15 protein-coding genes are annotated in these 16,814 nt (G+C 60.6%); 10 read left to right on the plus strand and 5 right to left on the minus strand.

Annotated features, from left to right (window positions below):
* Positions 1 to 20 precede the first annotated feature (20 nt).
* The 3 genes from prc to AC2CGQ_RS09180 form a co-directional block, all read right to left on the minus strand.
* On the minus strand, positions 21 to 2,069 hold the full coding sequence (gene prc / locus AC2CGQ_RS09170; protein WP_484593620.1) for a carboxy terminal-processing peptidase: 2,049 nt from the start codon (positions 2,067 to 2,069) through the stop codon (positions 21 to 23).
* A gap of 19 nt (positions 2,070 to 2,088) precedes the next feature.
* Positions 2,089 to 2,799: an RNA chaperone ProQ gene (proQ, locus tag AC2CGQ_RS09175; protein ID WP_004931497.1), complete on the minus strand. Its 711-nt coding sequence runs from the start codon at positions 2,797 to 2,799 to the stop codon at positions 2,089 to 2,091.
* A 96-nt stretch (positions 2,800 to 2,895) separates the two neighbouring features.
* Positions 2,896 to 3,393, minus strand: coding sequence for a GAF domain-containing protein (locus AC2CGQ_RS09180; RefSeq protein WP_015377669.1), 498 nt, complete (start codon positions 3,391 to 3,393; stop codon positions 2,896 to 2,898).
* Positions 3,394 to 3,648: 255 nt separating this feature from the next.
* Here AC2CGQ_RS09180 and yebS point away from each other — a divergent pair, with 255 nt between their 5' ends.
* The 10 genes from yebS (at position 3,649) to AC2CGQ_RS09230 (ending at position 15,513) form a co-directional block, all read left to right on the plus strand.
* Positions 3,649 to 4,896 carry a membrane integrity lipid transport subunit YebS gene (yebS, locus tag AC2CGQ_RS09185; protein ID WP_031300492.1) on the plus strand — a complete coding sequence of 416 codons (1,248 nt, stop codon included), beginning with the start codon at positions 3,649 to 3,651 and terminating at the stop codon, positions 4,894 to 4,896.
* Positions 4,865 to 7,495: a PqiB family protein gene (locus tag AC2CGQ_RS09190; protein ID WP_484593621.1), complete on the plus strand. Its 2,631-nt coding sequence runs from the start codon at positions 4,865 to 4,867 to the stop codon at positions 7,493 to 7,495. The genes yebS and AC2CGQ_RS09190 overlap by 32 nt, the downstream gene beginning before the upstream one ends.
* Positions 7,496 to 7,597: 102 nt before the next feature.
* Positions 7,598 to 9,034: a 16S rRNA (cytosine(1407)-C(5))-methyltransferase RsmF gene (gene rsmF / locus AC2CGQ_RS09195; RefSeq protein WP_484593622.1), complete on the plus strand. Its 1,437-nt coding sequence runs from the start codon at positions 7,598 to 7,600 to the stop codon at positions 9,032 to 9,034.
* 274 nt (positions 9,035 to 9,308) lie between these two features.
* Positions 9,309 to 9,848, plus strand: coding sequence for a Csu type fimbrial protein (locus AC2CGQ_RS09200; RefSeq protein WP_015377665.1), 540 nt, complete (start codon positions 9,309 to 9,311; stop codon positions 9,846 to 9,848).
* Between the two features lie 2 nt (positions 9,849 to 9,850).
* The gene (locus AC2CGQ_RS09205) at positions 9,851 to 10,354 is read left to right on the plus strand and encodes a Csu type fimbrial protein (RefSeq protein ID WP_033633239.1); all 504 of its coding nucleotides are present in this window, start codon (positions 9,851 to 9,853) and stop codon (positions 10,352 to 10,354) included.
* A 5-nt stretch (positions 10,355 to 10,359) separates the two neighbouring features.
* On the plus strand, positions 10,360 to 10,908 hold the full coding sequence (locus AC2CGQ_RS09210; RefSeq protein WP_172574663.1) for a Csu type fimbrial protein: 549 nt from the start codon (positions 10,360 to 10,362) through the stop codon (positions 10,906 to 10,908).
* 24 nt (positions 10,909 to 10,932) lie between these two features.
* On the plus strand, positions 10,933 to 11,697 hold the full coding sequence (locus tag AC2CGQ_RS09215) for a fimbrial biogenesis chaperone (protein WP_031300493.1): 765 nt from the start codon (positions 10,933 to 10,935) through the stop codon (positions 11,695 to 11,697).
* Positions 11,698 to 11,764: 67 nt separating this feature from the next.
* Complete coding sequence (locus AC2CGQ_RS09220; protein WP_021505509.1) at positions 11,765 to 14,185, plus strand: fimbria/pilus outer membrane usher protein; 2,421 nt, start codon at positions 11,765 to 11,767, stop codon at positions 14,183 to 14,185.
* 20 nt (positions 14,186 to 14,205) lie between these two features.
* Positions 14,206 to 15,138 carry a Csu type fimbrial protein gene (locus AC2CGQ_RS09225; protein WP_085337000.1) on the plus strand — a complete coding sequence of 311 codons (933 nt, stop codon included), beginning with the start codon at positions 14,206 to 14,208 and terminating at the stop codon, positions 15,136 to 15,138.
* A gap of 135 nt (positions 15,139 to 15,273) precedes the next feature.
* Positions 15,274 to 15,513, plus strand: a complete 240-nt coding sequence (locus AC2CGQ_RS09230) for a DUF1480 family protein (RefSeq protein WP_004931517.1) — start codon at positions 15,274 to 15,276, stop codon at positions 15,511 to 15,513.
* A 55-nt stretch (positions 15,514 to 15,568) separates the two neighbouring features.
* Here the strand turns inward: AC2CGQ_RS09230 and AC2CGQ_RS09235 are convergent, their stop codons facing one another.
* Complete coding sequence (locus AC2CGQ_RS09235) at positions 15,569 to 16,168, minus strand: C39 family peptidase (protein ID WP_021505511.1); 600 nt, start codon at positions 16,166 to 16,168, stop codon at positions 15,569 to 15,571.
* A gap of 4 nt (positions 16,169 to 16,172) precedes the next feature.
* Entirely contained in the window at positions 16,173 to 16,565 is a 393-nt protein-coding gene (locus tag AC2CGQ_RS09240; RefSeq protein WP_021505512.1) for an ASCH domain-containing protein, read from the minus strand.
* Positions 16,566 to 16,814: the final 249 nt, after the last annotated feature.

The raw sequence follows: 16,814 nt of genomic DNA on the forward strand, positions 1-16,814 counted from the left end.
TCACAGGCAAAGCCGTGGCCTTACTTAGCCGGCGTTGGCTGCTGAGCAGGCTGATCCTTTTCCAGATGAGCCAGGTCCAGCGCGATATGCACGGTTTCATCCAGGTACGGATCCGGCTCCTGGTAATCCTTCGGCAGATCGTCGAGCGATTTCAGCGGCTTCTTACCCGCGCGCTCCAGACGCTCGTTGATGCGTTTCAGACGGGTCGCATCGTCATCGTGGTTCTCTTTCTCGCGCACCGCCAGATTGAGGGACACGATATTGCGTTTATCCTTCAGCGCCTTGTAATGCGCGATATCCTGCGCGATGTACTGGAACTCCGGATTCTGCGCGATGCGCTGCTGGTGATCTTTCAGCAGTTCCGGCTCGAACGATGCCATATCGCCGGTCTTGCTGTAGGTCGCCGCATTGATGCTGTCCCACGGCATGGCGTTGTCTTCAAACGCTTCGCCGGTTTCCGCCGGATCGACGCCGGTCGGCATCAGAATATCCGGCGTCACGCCCTTGCGCTGGGTGCTGCCGCCGTTGACGCGGTAGAACTTCTGAATGGTGTACTGCACCGAACCGAGCGCCGGCCACTCAGGGCGCAGCATCTGGTCGTAGATGCGGTTCAGCGAACGGTACTGCTGCACGGTGCCTTTACCGAAGGTCGGTTCGCCGACGATCAGCGCGCGGCCGTAATCCTGCATCGCCGCCGCGAAAATTTCGGAGGCGGAGGCGCTGAAGCGATCGACCAGCACCACCAGCGGGCCTTTGTAGTAGGTCACGCCGTCGGTGTCGGCGTCTTCGCGCACTTTGCCGTTGTTGTCACGCACCTGCACCACCGGGCCGCTCGGAATGAACAGGCCGGACAGCGACACCGCTTCAGTCAGCGCGCCGCCGCCGTTGGTGCGCAGATCGATGATCACGCTCTTGACGTTCTGCTTGGCCATCTTCTGCAGCTGCACTTTCACGTCATCGGTCAAGCCGACGTAGAAGCCAGGGATGTCGAACACCGCCACCTTCTCTTTGCCGACGGTCTTGATGGTCATTTTCACCGCGCGGTCTTCCAGGCGGATACGCTCGCGGGTCAAGGTGACCACGCGGGTTTTGGTGCCCTTGCCGGCCGGCAGGATCTCCAGGCGCACCTTGCTGCCCTTCGGCCCTTTGATCAGCGACACCACGTCGTCCAGACGCCAGCCGATCACGTCCACCATCGGTTTGCCGGCCTGGCCGACGCCGACGATGCGATCGCCTACGGTGATCGCCTTGCTCTTCGCCGCCGGGCCGCCCGGCACCATCGAGTTGATCAGGGTGTAGTCATCATCCATCTGCAGCACCGCGCCGATGCCTTCCAGCGACAGGCTCATCTCGGTGTTGAACTGCTCGGTATTGCGCGGAGACAGATAGTTGGTGTGCGGATCGATTTCATGCGCAAAGGCATTCATCGCCAGCTGGAAGACGTCTTCGCTGTTGCTTTGCGTCAGGCGCTTGATGGCGAACTGATAGCGTTTGGTCAGCGTGTCGTGGATTTCTTTGTCGGTCTTGCCGGTCAACTTGAGGTTCAGCTCGTCATAGGTGACTTTCGCATCCCACAGGCTATCCAGCTCGGCCTTGTCTTTCGGCCACGGCGCTTTGCTGCGGTCGAGATCGATAGTGCCGTTGCCGGTGAAGTTCATCGGCTTGTCCAGCAACGACAACGCATAGGTATAACGCTCGAAACGGCGTTTCTGCGCCAGATTGAACAGCGCGTAGAAGGTGTCCAGCTTGCCGGTTTTCAGCTCTTCGCCAACCTGATTGCGTTTGCCGGCGAACTGCGCCACGTCGGAGGCCAGCAACACGTTATGGTTGTAGTCCAGCATGTTCAGGTAGCGATCGAAGATCTTGCCTGAAAATTCCGCATCGAGGGCGAACTGGCGGTAATGAGAGCGAGTGAAGCGCGAGGTAACGCGCTCACTCACCGTAGCGTGCTGGGGTTCCTGTTGCAGTTGGGGCAGTTGGCCGATGCGGATGTTGGCTGTTTCCGCGCCGTAACTGACACCCGCCCACAGCAGCCCTGCAATCGCTGTTAATCTGACGAATTTGTTCATGCCTGGGTTGGCCTCCGTATCAGAACTGCAAGTGTTCTGCGCGCACAATCATCGCCAGACCGGAAGAGAGCTGCACACGTACGCCATCTTTAGCGATTTCGAGTACGGTAGCATCCATCGCGCTCTTGCCTGCTCTGACTTTGATTTCCTGGCCAATTTGCAGTTTAGAGATATCCGTGACTGGCGCATAACGCGGCTGGCTTTCCTCTTTGGCTGCACGAGGTTGGCGAGCGGGCTGTGGGCGAGTTTGTGGGCGCGGCTTGCGGTTTTCCGGCGCGGCTCCGCCTTCGCGACGTGCAGCGGGCTTTTTACCGGCTGGACGCGGACGGCGCGGAGCGGCATCGGCGGATTCACCGGCGGCTTCACGTTTTTTGGCGTTTTGTTCGGCACGCTGTGCCTGAACGCGCGCTTTGGCTTCTTCAAGCTGCTGGCGAGCATGATCGACATGCTGCTGTTCCAGTTCACCGCACGGATTGCCGTCCAGATCGACGCGCTGCGCGCCGACTTTAACGCCGTACAGATAACGCCAGCTTGAGGTGTACAGGCGCAGGGCAGAACGCAATTGCGTTTTGCTGAGATTCTCTTCCCCCTGCACGCGCTCTACCAAATCCTGAAAAATACCGATTTTCAGCGGACGAGCTTCGCCTTCGGCGCTAAAGCAGAGCGGAAAACGCTCGGCAAGAAAAGCAATGACTTCTTTACTAGAGTTCAACTTAGGTTGATTTTCCATGAAATTTCCTGATTACAACGGTATTGCCAACAAGCCACAGGCATGAACAGGCGTCATTATAATGACGCCATCGGTAATTGCCACGTTAACCGTCGATCAACTTGCCGCCACAGTCACATATTTCGCACTGTCACACTGTTCCAGTTGCTCACAAAGCCCCGCCACCACTGCTTTCAGGCCCGCTTCGTCCTGTTCGTCGAAGCGTTGATAAACCGTGCTATCGATATCCAAAACGCCGATCGCTCGGCCGCCAACCGCCAGCGGCAGCACGATTTCCGCGTTGCTGGCCGCATCGCAGGCGATATGGCCCGGAAACGCATGCACGTCGCCGACGCGCTGCACGCGATTTTCCGCCACCGCCGTGCCGCACACGCCCTTGCCCACCGGAATGCGCACGCAGGCGATCTTGCCCTGGAACGGTCCCAGCACCAGTTGGTCGCCATCCATCAGATAGAAACCGACCCAGTTCACGTCATCCAGACGCTCGTTGAGCAACGCGCTGGCGTTGGACAGCGCCGCGATAAAGTTGGTTTCCCCGCCGAGCAACGCGCTCAGGTCACGTTTTAATTCCGCGTAGAATTGTTCTTTTGTCATGTGTTAACCATTGAAACAGTGAAGATGGCCAGAAGCCCAAAGCTTAGGCCCTATAAAATAAGCATTAAATGCGTATAGCCACAAGGTTAATCATCTGTTGCTTCACAAAACCCCGTCGCTCGGGGTATGTTTGCCGCTCAGAATCCCGGTTTACCTCGTTTTACCGTCCGGCGCCCGATCGCCGGTGACGCGGCCGGTTTATTTTTCAGCTACGCTGACAGTTCCGGCGGGCTCAAGGGCAGCTACTTGTCAAAAATGAAAATACACGCGATCACCGCCCCCCTTTCCAAAGCGCGCCACCAACGCTGCTGCGAGTGCGACCTGCTGTTCATGCTGCCGCCGCTCAGCGGCAATCAGGCCGCTTATTGCCCGCGCTGTAACGCCAAGGTGGTGCACGGCCGCGACTGGTCGATGACGCGTCTGACCGCCATGGCGATCACCATGCTGCTGCTGATGCCGTTCGCCTTCACCGAACCGCTGATCAGCATCCGCCTGCTCGGCACGCGCATCGACGCCAGTTTGCTGGAGGGCATCTGGCAGATGAGCCGCCAGGGCGATCCGCTCACCGCCAGCATGGTGGCGTTTTGCACCATCGGCGCCCCGCTGACGCTGGCGCTGTCGCTGCTGTACCTGCGCTTCGGTCACGCGCTCGGCATGAACCTGCGCCCGGTGCTGCTGATGCTGGAGCGGCTCAAAGAGTGGGTGATGCTGGACATTTATCTGATCGGCATGGCGGTGGCGGCGATCAAGGTGCAGGATTACGCCGACATCCAGGCGGGCAGCGCGCTGATCGCCTACCTGTCGCTCACGGTGCTCAGCATCCTGACGCTGATCCACGCTAACCTGGAGCAGCTGTGGGAGCGTTACTATCCGCAGGAACAGCCGGAAGGCCCGCCGGCGGCGCTGCATATTTGCCTGTCCTGCCACTATACCGGCTACCCTGACGCGCGCGGCCGCTGCCCGCGCTGCCATGTGCCAATGTGCCACCGCCAGCCCTACAGCCTGCAGAAAACCTGGGCGGCGCTGATCGCGGCGATGATCCTGCTGATACCGGCCAATCTGCTGCCGATTTCCATCATTTACGCCAACGGCGTGCGGATGGAAGATACCATCTTCTCCGGCGTGGTCTCACTGGCCACCTCCGGCAACGTGCCGATCGCCGCCATCGTGTTCATCGCCAGCGTGCTGGTGCCTTTTACCAAGGTGATTGTGCTGATCACGCTGTTGCTGAGCATCCACTTCAAAACTTCGCACAGCCTGAAGACGCGCATTCGTCTGCTACGTCTGGTCACCTGGATCGGCCGCTGGTCGATGCTCGATCTGTTCGTTATCGCCTTGATGATGTCGCTGGTAAACCGCGACCAGCTGTTATCTTTTACTATGGGACCGGCCGCGTTTTACTTTGGCTCGGCGGTCATTTTGACTATTCTTGCCGTTGAGTGGCTCGATAGCCGATTGATTTGGGATGCACATGCAACAGGAAACGCCGACTACACCGACTGAAGCGCGGGTCAAGAACAAACGCCGCATTTCACCGTTCTGGTTACTGCCGTTCATCGCCCTGCTGATCGCCGGGTGGCTGGTCTATAACAATGTCCAGGAACGCGGCACCACCGTCACCATCGATTTCCAATCGGCGGCGGGCATCGTCGCCGGCCGCACGCCGGTGCGCTACCAGGGCGTTGAGGTCGGCACGGTGCAAAAAATCAGTCTGAGCAAAGATCTGCGCAGCATCGTGGTGGAGGCCAGTATCAAAAGCGATCTGGAAGACTCGCTGCGCGAAGGTACCCAGTTCTGGCTGGTGACGCCCAAGGCCTCGCTGGCCGGGGTATCCGGGCTCGATGCGCTGGTCGGCGGCAACTATATCGGCATGATGCCCGGCAGCGGCAAGGAGCAAACCCACTTCACCGCGCTCGATACCCAGCCGAAGTACCGCCTGAATACCGGCGAGCTGATGATTCACCTGCACGCCGACGATCTCGGCTCGCTCAACAGCGGCTCGCTGGTCTATTACCGTAAAATCCCGGTCGGCAAGGTGTATGACTACACCATCAGCGAAGGCAACAAGGGCGTGACCATCGACGTGCTGATCGACCGCCGCTTCGCCAACCTGGTGAAGAGCAACAGCCGCTTCTGGAACGTTTCCGGCTTCAAGGGCGATTTCAGCCTGTCCGGTGCCACGGTGCAGATGGAGAGCCTGGCGGCGCTGGTCAACGGTGCCATTGCCTTCGATTCTCCGGCCGATGGCCAGCAGGCCAAGGGCGATCAGAGCTATACCCTGTATCCTGATCTGGCCCACAGCCAGCGCGGCGTCAATATCCTGCTGGATCTGCCGAGCGGCAACAGCCTGAGCGAAAACCGCACGCCGCTGATGTACCAGGGGCTGCAGGTCGGCACCCTGACCAAGCTGACGTTGCAACAGGACAGCAAAGTGGTCGGTGAACTGACCATCGATCCTTCGGTGGTCGATCTGATGCGCAGCGGCACCCGCATCGTGATGCGCAGCCCGCGCATCAGCCTCAACGACGCCAAGCTTAGCCAGTTGCTGACCGGCACCACGCTGGAGCTGGTACCGGGCGAAGGCGAGCCGCAGCAACGCTTCAACGTGCTGGACAGCAGCGAAACGCTGTTGCAACAGCCTGGCGTGCTGACCGTTACGCTGAATGCGCCGCAAAGCTACGGCATCGACGTCGTGCAGCCGCTGGTGGTGCACGGCGTGAAAGTCGGCCAAATCCTGAGCCGCACGCTGACCGCCGGCGGCGTGGTATTCACCGCCGCCATCGACGCGCAGTACCGCGGCCTGCTGCACAAAGACAGTAAATTCGTGGTCAACAGCCGCCTCGACGTCAAGCTGGGCATCGACGGCATGGAAGTGCTTGGCGCCAGCGCCCAGGAGTGGGTAGACGGCGGCGTGCGCATTATTCCCGGCAGCAAGGGGGAACCTGGCGGCCAATACCCGCTGTACGCCAACAGCGAAAAAGCCGAGGAAGGCATCGTCGGCAATGCCCCCGCTACCACCCTGACCCTCAGCGCCACCAGCCTGCCGGACGTGCAGGCCGGCTCGGTAGTGCTGTATCGCAAATTCCAGGTGGGCGAGATCGTCAATGTTCGGCCGAAGGCCAACGAGTTTGAGGTGGACGTCTACATCAGCCCGGAATACCGCAAGCTGCTGACGCGCGAAAGCATCTTCTGGGCCGAAGGCGGCGCCAAGGTGCAGCTCAACGGCAGCGGCCTGACGGTGCAGGCTTCGCCGCTCAACCGCGCGCTGAAAGGTGCCATCAGCTTCGATAATCTACAGGGCGTGACGCTGAACAAGGGGGCCAACCGCGTGCTGTACGCCAGCGAAACCGCCGCCCGCGCGGTGGGCAGCCAAATCACGCTGAAAACCTACGACGCCAGCAAGCTGTCGGCGGGTATGCCGCTGCGCTACCTCGGCATCGACGTCGGTCAGGTGGAGTCGCTGCAGCTGGCGCCGGAGCGCAACGAAGTGTTGGCCAAGGCGGTGCTGTATCCGGAATACGTGCAGACCTTCGCGCGCCTCGGCAGCCGCTTCTCGATCGTCTCGCCGGAGATCTCCGCCGCCGGCGTCAGCAACCTCGATACCCTGCTCCAGCCTTATATCAACGTGGAGCCGGGCCGCGGCCGCGAGCTGCGCACCTTCGAGCTGCAGCAGGCCAGCATCACCGACTCGCGCTATCTGGACGGCCTGAGCGTGGTGCTCGACGCCGCCGAAACCGGCTCGCTGCAGATCGGCACGCCGGTGCTGTTCCGCGGCGTGGAGGTCGGCACCATCACCGGTTTCTACCTTGGCGCCATGTCCGACCGGGTGCACGTCGCGCTGCGCATCAGCAAGAAGTATCAGCATCTGGTGCGCAACAACAGCGTGTTCTGGCTGGCGTCGGGTTACAACCTGCAGTTCGGCCTGACCGGCGGCGTGATCAAGAGCGGCACCTTCCAGCAGTTCATCCGCGGCGGTATCGCCTTCGCCACCCCGCCGACTATTCCGCTGGCGCCGAAAGCGACGCCGAACAAGCACTTCCTGCTGAATCCGGAAGAGCCGAAGGACTGGAAAACCTGGGGCACCGCCATTCCGCGCGATTAACTTTCGCGTTTCCCTCAGGGCCCGGCAATGCCGGGCCCTGTTTTTTTCCGCTTTGTGATAAACTCTCGCCCTTGTCTTTATTGCACCCTGAGAGTTCGCCCCGTGGCCAAATCCACCGCCGTTTTTCTGCCCCCCGCTTTCCTCGACGCCACCCGCGCCATCATGCCCGCCGAGCTGGCGATGGAAGATTTTATCGCCGCCTGTCAGCGCCCGCTGCGCCGCAGCCTGCGCGTCAACACGCTGAAAATCAGCGTCGCCGACTTCCTGGTGCTGGTGCAGGATTACGACTGGCGACTGGAGCCCATTCCCTGGTGCGCGGAAGGGTTCTGGATCGAACGCGACGATGAAGAGCTGCGATTAGGCAGCGCCGCCGAACATTTGAGCGGCCTGTTCTACATTCAGGAGGCCAGTTCGATGTTGCCGGTCAGCGCGCTGTTCGCCGGCGACGCGGCGCCGAATCGCGTGCTGGACGTGGCGGCGGCGCCGGGATCCAAAACCACCCAGATCGCCGCGTTGATGGGCAACCAGGGAGGCATCGTCGCCAACGAATACTCCGCCAGCCGGGTGAAAGTGCTGCACGCCAATATCAGCCGCTGCGGCGTGAAGAACACCGCGCTGACCCACTTCGACGGCCGGGTGTTCGGCGCCGCGCTGCCGGAGAGCTTCGACGCCATTCTGCTCGATGCCCCCTGCTCCGGCGAAGGCGTGGTACGCAAGGATCCGGACGCCATGAGCAACTGGTCGCCGGAAAGCGTGACCGAAATCGCCGCCACCCAACGCGAGCTGATCGACAGCGCGTTCCATGCGCTGGCGCCAGGCGGCGTGATGGTTTACTCCACCTGTACCCTCAATGCGCAGGAAAATCAGCAGGTGGTGCGTTGGCTGCTGGACACCTACGGCGACGCGGTCAGCGTCGAACCGCTGGGCGAGCTGTTTCCCGGCGCTGACAAGGCATTGACCGCCGAAGGTTTTCTGCACGTCTTCCCGCAGATTTACGACAGCGAAGGGTTTTTCGTCGCCCGTCTGCGCAAACAGCACGCCGTGGCACCGTTGCCGAAACCGACCTATAAAGTCGGTAAGTTTCCGTTCAGCCCACTGTCCGGCAAAGAGGCGACGCTGGTCGCCCAAGCCGCCGCCGCATCCGGCTTAACCTGGGGCGATGACAACCGGCTGTGGGAGCGCGATAAGGAAATCTGGCTGTTCCCGGCCGAGCTGGAGCCGCTGTTCGGCAAGGTGCGCTTCTCGCGCATCGGTCTCAAGCTGGCGGAGCGTTTCCCGAAAGGTTTCCGTTGGCAGCACGAAGCGGCGATCGCCCTCGCGGGCGCCGGCGGCAAACAGCACTTCGAGCTGGACGCCGCGCTGGCCCAGGAGTGGTATCACGGCCGCGATCTCTACCCTGAGCAGCCACCGGCGGGCGACGAGTGCATCGTCACCTATCAGGGGCAACCTCTGGGTATCGCCAAACGCATTGGCAGCCGTATCAAGAATAACCTGCCGCGCGAGCTGGTGCGGGATGGCGCCCTGGATTTCCACCTGTAAACAATGCCGCGCCGGGGAATGAAACTCCCCGGCGATAAAATAACGCTAATAATATTCCCATCGCCGTTCGTTATTATTCTAATCATTTCACTTTATCGGTATACCTCGTCTGAAAGCCCCGCCAGCCGGGGAATGAGAATAAAAAGTTTCTCGTTTTCATCAAGACAATTCCCGATTCTTATTCTATTAATTAAAGTGCAGCTAAATGAATACGTTCAACCCACCTCTGGGTGGCGTCTTTGCGGGCTTTCTCTCATACGGCAAGGAATATAAGATGAAAAAAACTCTGATGGCATTGACCTCGGTAGCAACCCTGCTGTGCGCCAACGGCGCGGCTAACGCAGCAGGCACCATTCAAGGCACGTTAGGCGTAACGCTGACCATCGGCGCCGGTTGCGTCGTGGGAGGCGGCAACAGCAGCGGTTCCGTCAACGACTTCGGCTCCATCAGCTTCGGCACTTACTCTTCACTGGCCAACATCATCGACGCCAGCGCCACCGGCGCAGGGGGGGCCGGTACGCTGTCATTGACCTGCACCACCGGCACAGACTACACGGTGGCGCTGGACAACGGGCTCCACGTCACTTCAGGCACCCAACGCCGCATGGCCAGCACGGCAGGCGCATTCATCAGTTATAACCTGTACCAGGATGCCGCACGCACCACCGCCTGGGGCAGCGGCGCCAACGCGCGGACCGGCACCGGCACCGGCGCCGCCGTTCCGCTGATCGTCTATGGCCGCGTACCGGCGGCCGGATCTACCCCGGCGGCGGACACCTATAACGACACCGTCACGATGACGGTCACCTGGTAACGGTGCGGCGCGCGCTTTGCTGCTGCGGATTATGGGCGTGCAGTCTGTTGGCGCAGGCCGACAGTAAAACCGCGACCCTCGGCGTCAGCGCGACCTTGCTCAGCGCCTGTGAGGCCGGCAGCAGCTCAGGTGGCAACGTCAGCTTCGGCACGCTGAATTTCGGCACGCTGTATTTTCTCAGCACCGCAACCAGCGTCGCCGGGCAGCAAAACGCCGGCGCCATTCGGGTGAAATGCACCAACGGCACCAGCTACAGCGTTCTGCTTGGCGGCGGGCAAAGCGGCAATACCGCTGCCCGCTACCTGCAAAGCGCGGCAGGCCAACGGGTGAATTACAACCTGTACACCAACGCCGCCCACAGCACCATTTGGGATAATCTGACGGGCGTGTCACAAACCGCCAACGGTACGGACAACTGGCTGCCGGTCTATGGCATGATCCCGGCGCAGTCCACACCCCCGACAGGCAGCTACACCGATACGGTACAGGTCACGATCAATTGGTAATGACGATGCGCGCTTCCATTTGCGGTTTGCTGTTCTGCCTGCCGCTTTTCCCGGCCCAAAGCGATACCGGCGTCAACGATTTGACCAAAAGCCAGCCGTTCACCGTCAATGCAACCGTGGTAAAAGGCTGCGTATTGGGCAGCGGCGTCAGTGACGTGACCACCTTCGGCACCCTGAACTTCGGCCAGTTGTCCTCGCTGAGCAACGCAGTCAGCATCGTCTCCAGCAGCGGTGCCGGTTCGGTGCTGTTTCGCTGCAACCCGGGGCTGAGCGTTACGCTGGCCCTCGGCGTCGGCAATAACGTGACCGGATCCATCGCCGGCGGCAGAAAATTACAAAATGCCGTCACGTCGGAAACGCTGCTGTATCAACTTTATCAAGACAGCAACTACACCACCCTTTGGGGAGATGGCGCCAACGGCGGCGCGGCGCAGACCGTCGCCGCCACCGGCAGCACGCAAGAAATCAAGGTTTACGCCCGTCTGTTTTCGACCAGTACCCTGCCCACCAGTGGCGTTTACAGCGATACGGTCTTGTTGACGGTCACTTATTAAGTTTTTTGCAATAAGGATTGAGTTATGCGCATACCCTTCCGACTGCCGTTAACGGCAGCCTTGCTCCTGGCAAGCCAACAGCACGCCCTGGCCGCGGCTTCCATTCTCATTTGGCCGATCGATCCGGTGATTGAAGATCAACAGCAGGCCACCGCGCTGTGGCTGGAAAATCGCGACAGCAAACCGGTCTATATGCAAATTCGCGTGCTGGGTTGGCAGCAAACCGCCGGCAAAGACGATTACAGCAACCAAAGCGACGTGATCGCCAGCCCGCCGGTGGCGTCGATCGCGCCAGGCAAACGCCAACTGATACGCCTGATCAAACAGTCGGCCCCGGCGGCGGGACAGGAGCGCGCCTACCGCATTTTGGTCGATGAAGTGCCGGTGAAAGAACCCGCGTCGAGCGCCGCTCCCGGCGGCGCGGAGATGGGGCTGAAATTCCAGATGCGCTACTCGGTGCCGCTGTTCGTCAGCGGCAAAGGCATTTGGACCAAACAAGACAGCGAAAAACCGCGCGATTACGCGACCGCCAGCCAACCCCAGCTCAGCTATCGTCTACAGCAGCAAAGCAGCGAACGCTGGCTGGAGGTGCGAAACCAAGGCGCAGTGCATGCCCGTATCTCGAAAGTGACGCTGCAAGGCCGCAGCCTGAATCCCGGCCTGATGGGATACGTGCTGCCCGGCTCACAGATGCGCTTCGCCTTGCCGCCCGCAGGCGCTTTCAGCAGCGGCAAGCTGATGGCCACGGTCAATGACAACAAACAGCCCGTAGCCATTCCGTCTTATTGAGGCCCAGGTGCAGCCGACAGGGAGGCTATCGACGCGGCGCTTCAGCCTTAAGCCGCTGGCGTTTGCCATGCTGAGCATGGCGGCCGGCGGCTGGCTGCCGTTTGCGCTCGGCGACGATCTGCCGCCGCCGCCCAGCGCCGTCAGCATGCCGGACACCACGCTGTATCTGGAGCCGGTCGTCAACGGGCGCCAAACCGGCAACGTCGTGCCGGTCAACTACCGCGGCGGCCATTACTACATGACACCCCAACAACTGCTCGACGCCGGGCTGCCGGTAGCGGATAAACAGGCGAAAGAAATCGCCGTCGATCGGCTGGAGAAGGTGGATGTCAGCTACAGCGGCGAGAGCCAGCAGTTGCTGATCAACGTGCCCAACGACTGGTTGCCACAGCAAACCATCGGCGCCCGTTCACCGTTGCAGCGCTTGCCGGCGCAAAGCAGCCTCGGTTTGCTGTTCAACTACGACATCTACGCCAGCCAAAGCAACGGCAATGGCCGGCCGGGCTACCTGTCGGCGTGGAGCGAACAGCGCCTGTTCGACGGGTTCGGCGTCGTCGCCAACACCGGCATCTACCGCAGCGGGTTTAACGGCGGGCCAAACGACGATGGCGGCCGCTATATTCGGTACGACAGCTACTGGCGTTTCAACGATGATCAACGGATGCTGAGTGTGATCGCCGGTGACCTTACCACCGGCTCGCTCCCCTGGAGCAGCGCCGTGCGCATCGGCGGCTTGCAATTGGCGCGCAATTTCGCGGTGCGCCCGGATCTTATCACCTACCCGTTGCCGCAGTTTTCCGGCCAGGCGGCATTGCCCAGCAGCGTCGATTTATACATCAACAGCTATAAAAACAGCACCACCAACATTAATCCCGGCCCGTTTACCCTCAACAGCGTGCCCTACATCAACGGCGCGGGTCAGGCCACCGTCGTCACCACCGACGCCCTCGGCCGCCAGGTCAGCACCACGGTACCGTTCTACGTGGCCAGCAACCTGCTGCAGACCGGCATGAGCGATTTCAGCATTTCCACCGGCTTGCTGCGACGCAACTACGGGTTGAATTCTGCCGATTACGGGCAATGGGTAGGCAGCGCCAGTTTACGTTACGGCGTCACTGATTGGTTAACCCTGGAAGGGCGCGCCGAAGGCGCAGCCGAGTTGGCGGTCGGCGGCGGCGGCGCCGACATTCGCGTCGGACAATGGGGGGTTCTCAACGCGTCCTACAGCGTCAGCCAGGCCGGCGACGACGCGTTTAACGGCGGCCGGCCGATACCATCCCCCACCTATTATGACCCGCTGACCGGCAGGCCGTTGCAGCAGCCAGATCCTCAGCCCGTCTATCGCTACACCGGCAACCACGGCGATCAAAGCAGCTTTGGCTACACCTACAGCAACCCACGTTTCAGCCTCAACGCGCAACGCATCCTGCGCAGCGCCGATTTTGGCGACATTTCCGTGTATAAAAGCGACTACCGTCTGAGCCGTCGCACCGATCAGTTGACCGGCAGCGTCAGCCTGGGCCGGCTAGGCAGCCTCGGCGCCGGTTATTTTGACGTTCGCGACGCCATCGCTCAACGGACCCGCCTGGTGAACCTGTCCTACAGTGTGTCGCTTTGGCGCAACAGCAGCCTGTACGCCTCCCTCAACCGGGAAATCGGCAGCAGCGGTTACAGCGCCCAACTGCAGCTCTCCATTCCGTTTGACAGCTGGGGCACAGCCAGCCTCAGCGCCGCGCGCGACAACAATAACCGCTGGAGCGAACGCGTCAGCTACAGCCGCGCCGCGCCGACCGATGGCGGTTTCGGCTGGAATCTGGCCTACGCCAATAACCCGAGCGGCGGCGATTACCGCCAGGCGGATCTGACCTGGCGAACCCGCAGACTCGAAGCCCGAGCGGGCGTATACGGTACCCGCGATGAAACCAACCACTGGGGCGAAATCAGCGGTTCGCTGGTGGCGATGAACGGCGGCGTATACGCCACCAACACCATCAACGATGCCTTTGCGCTGGTGTCCACGCAAGGATACGCCGACATTCCGGTGAGCTATGAGAACCAGCCGATCGGCAAGACCGATGCCCAGGGCTATTTACTGGTGCCGACCGTCACCTCTTACTACCATGCGAAATTCCAGATTGATCCGCTTAGCCTGCCCGCCGACGTTGCGCTGCCGACGGTGGAAAAAACCGTCGCCATTCGCGATCACAGCGGTTTTCTGGTTGAGTTCCCCATCCAACCCATCTCCGCCGCCGACGTCGAACTGGTTGACGAGCAAGGCAAACCGCTGGCCAACGGCAGCCAGGTGGCGGTGGTTGGCGGCAATCAGCAAAGCTATGTCGGTTGGGATGGCATGACCTATATCGACCCGGTGCAACAACACAATCGTCTGAGCGTGATCCCGGCCGACGGCGGCCCGCCGTGTCAGGCGGAATTCAGTCTGGCGAAGCCTCAGGGCATCCAGCGCGTCGGCCCGGTTGTCTGCCGCTAATTCAACGACGGAGAGTCACTATGTTTCGGGGATTGAAAGCCTTATTGCTAACCCTCTCGCTGCTGCTCTGTCAGCGCGCATTCGCCGACTGCGCCACCACCAACGGCACCGTCACCTTACCGGGAAGCAGCTCTTTCGTGGTCTACAACGGGCAGATTAACGCCCAGGGCACTGCCGGCCTCAACTGCACCGGGCTCGGGCTCAGTTTGCTGTCGCAAAATACTGTCACGGTCAAGATCGCCTCCACCACCAACAATATGGCGGTTGCCAACACCGACGGTTCAGGCGATAAAATCGCTTACCTGATCTACCCCGACGCCAACTACCAATATCCTTACAGCATCGGCCAAACCATCGACTACAGCTCGCTCAACCTGCTGTCGCTGATCCTGATTTCCTCCAACGTCAACTTTCCGCTGTATATCAAAACCACCGCCGGCGCCAACGTGCGCGCAGGAACCTATACCGACAGCATCAACCTGATCTGGAATTACCATATTTGCGGTCTGGGCGTGCTCGGCCTGTGCGTTTGGTGGGACGGCGTCGATAAACCCAGCACGGTCAACGTCAGCGTCACCATCACCAAAGATTGCCTGATCGGCACCGCGCCCAACGTCAATTTCGGCAGCATGGCGTTGGTCGGGCAGTTCAATCCTGTCAATCAGAGCATCACCCTGACCTGCACCAAAACCGAGGGATACAACACCTATTTCACCAACGGCAATAACCCGGTCACCGGTTGGCGGCGCATGAAAAGCGGCACCAGCAACTTCATGCAGTACCAGATTTACTTGCCTAACACGACGACCGTTTGGGATAGCACCAACAAGCAGAGCGGCGCCGGCACCGGGCTGGCGCAAAGCATCCCGTATAAGGCGGCGGTCAATGCGGCGCAGACGGAAGTGGCGGTTGGCAGCTATCAAGACACGCTCAGTTTTGTGGTGGAGTACTAAGCGTTGTGTTTTGCCGGCGTGGAAATTGTTTCCAAAATGTAATTTTTATGTGGCATTTTTTGCTCATTTGGCTATGCTCTTACCGATGACCAAACTGGTCTAACCTCCTACCACACCATTGAGCAAGGAGTTCCCATGAGCAAAACCGTCGTAAAAATTGGCAGCTTCGAGGTCGATGACGCGCATCTTCACGCCGGCGCCGACCGTGCCGGCACCCTGAGCATTCCCTGCAAGTCCGATCCGGATCTGTGCATGCAGCTGGACGGCTGGGATGAACACACCAGCATCCCGGCGATCCTCGACGGCAAACAGTCGCTGCTGTACAAGCAACACTACGATCGGCAGGCGGACGCCTGGGTGATGCGGCTGGCATGATAGTGCATCAAAACGGCTGACAACGCGCTGTTTTCATCGGAAACAGCGCGTTTTTTTATGCGATGGCGATGCCGCGGCCGGCAAAGAAAGGGGCGAAGCGGCTGAGCGGCAGGCATACCCGCTCGCGCGTCGCCGGGCTGTCGCCCGAAGGGTTGTGGAAGGTCACGCTTTGCGCATCGGCGGCGGTGATCAGCACCAGATGCCCGCCCCTGTGCGGCGGCGTGCTCTCCGGCCGGCGAATGGCGGGATGCACCGAAGCGATAAAGTAGCGGCATTCGCTAAGCAGCGCCGGCACGTCGGCAGCGTCCAGCCCCACCTTCACCTCCGCTTGCAGCGCGAACTGCTCGCGCACGTACTCGACGAACGGCGCGTAAATCAGGCCCTTTATCCGTTCACCCTCGCGCACATAGGCGCCGTAGGGCAGGCTGCGGCGCGCCAGTTCCAGCAGCGGCGGTGTTTCGCCGTCGCGATGGCCCAGCACCATTTTCAGGCAGGCCATGCCGCACACGTGGTTGGCCCACTCGATGTACTCTGCCCGATCGCGGGCACCGCTGCGCGCCCAATTTTCGTCTTGTGCCAGCGTCGCGCGGCCGGCTATCAGATCGGCGGCCAACTCCGGGCTCGCCCACTGGCACTCGTAGGGAACGGCGCGCATAAGATTAGAATTTGTCGACGACTTTGAAATTCATCAACACCAGCGTCATGTCCGGCGAGAACAGATCGTACGCTTCGAAGAAGCGCTGCAGCTCTTTGCGCCAATGCGCCAGCGAGCGATCGCCCTCGCCTTCGGCAAAGGCGTGCGCTTCATCGACCTGATCGTAAGTTTTCATTTCCACCGCGGTCAGCTCGACCGCGCAGACCGGCACCCCCTTGCCGTCCACCACCAGGAACAGATCGCCGGCCTGCGGGATCCCCTCGCCGTCCAGGTTGGAACAGGTGGCCGTTTTGGTGCCATTGAGGATCAATTGCACCACTTCATCGGCCTGCTGCTCGGTATCGCCGAATGCCCAACGCTCAAGGTGTTCGTATTTCTGTGGAATTGCCGTCGCCATGATTATACCTTTTGGAAAAATGCCTCAATGCAGACAGGATAGTACAACGTATTGCCGGCCGTCTGCATCCGTCGCAGGCGCGACTGCGCGTTCCGCCACCGCCACCTTTACGCGTTTTTACCGTTCTTCGCTGTGCCTGTCGCGCTGCGGGGCGCATACTGTGAACATTATTCACCCAATGGCGTCCGCCAGGCGGTAACATGCGGCAAAATAACATCGATGCTGACGATACGTTCAGCGACTTACTCA

The sequence above is a fragment of the Serratia sp. DFXYC6 genome (assembly GCF_057196085.1).

Coding starts and splice junctions, on each gene's coding strand:
- AC2CGQ_RS09240 (WP_021505512.1), bottom strand. CDS start 16,565: ATGGCGACGGCAATTCCACAGAAATACGAACACCTTGAGCGTTGGGCA.
- AC2CGQ_RS09210 (WP_172574663.1), top strand. CDS start 10,360: ATGCGCGCTTCCATTTGCGGTTTGCTGTTCTGCCTGCCGCTTTTCCCG.
- AC2CGQ_RS09200 (WP_015377665.1), top strand. CDS start 9,309: ATGAAAAAAACTCTGATGGCATTGACCTCGGTAGCAACCCTGCTGTGC.
- AC2CGQ_RS09190 (WP_484593621.1), top strand. CDS start 4,865: ATGCAACAGGAAACGCCGACTACACCGACTGAAGCGCGGGTCAAGAAC.
- yebS (WP_031300492.1), top strand. CDS start 3,649: ATGAAAATACACGCGATCACCGCCCCCCTTTCCAAAGCGCGCCACCAA.
- prc (WP_484593620.1), bottom strand. CDS start 2,069: ATGAACAAATTCGTCAGATTAACAGCGATTGCAGGGCTGCTGTGGGCG.
- AC2CGQ_RS09180 (WP_015377669.1), bottom strand. CDS start 3,393: ATGACAAAAGAACAATTCTACGCGGAATTAAAACGTGACCTGAGCGCG.
- proQ (WP_004931497.1), bottom strand. CDS start 2,799: ATGGAAAATCAACCTAAGTTGAACTCTAGTAAAGAAGTCATTGCTTTT.
- AC2CGQ_RS09215 (WP_031300493.1), top strand. CDS start 10,933: ATGCGCATACCCTTCCGACTGCCGTTAACGGCAGCCTTGCTCCTGGCA.
- AC2CGQ_RS09220 (WP_021505509.1), top strand. CDS start 11,765: ATGCTGAGCATGGCGGCCGGCGGCTGGCTGCCGTTTGCGCTCGGCGAC.
- AC2CGQ_RS09235 (WP_021505511.1), bottom strand. CDS start 16,168: ATGCGCGCCGTTCCCTACGAGTGCCAGTGGGCGAGCCCGGAGTTGGCC.
- AC2CGQ_RS09230 (WP_004931517.1), top strand. CDS start 15,274: ATGAGCAAAACCGTCGTAAAAATTGGCAGCTTCGAGGTCGATGACGCG.
- AC2CGQ_RS09225 (WP_085337000.1), top strand. CDS start 14,206: ATGTTTCGGGGATTGAAAGCCTTATTGCTAACCCTCTCGCTGCTGCTC.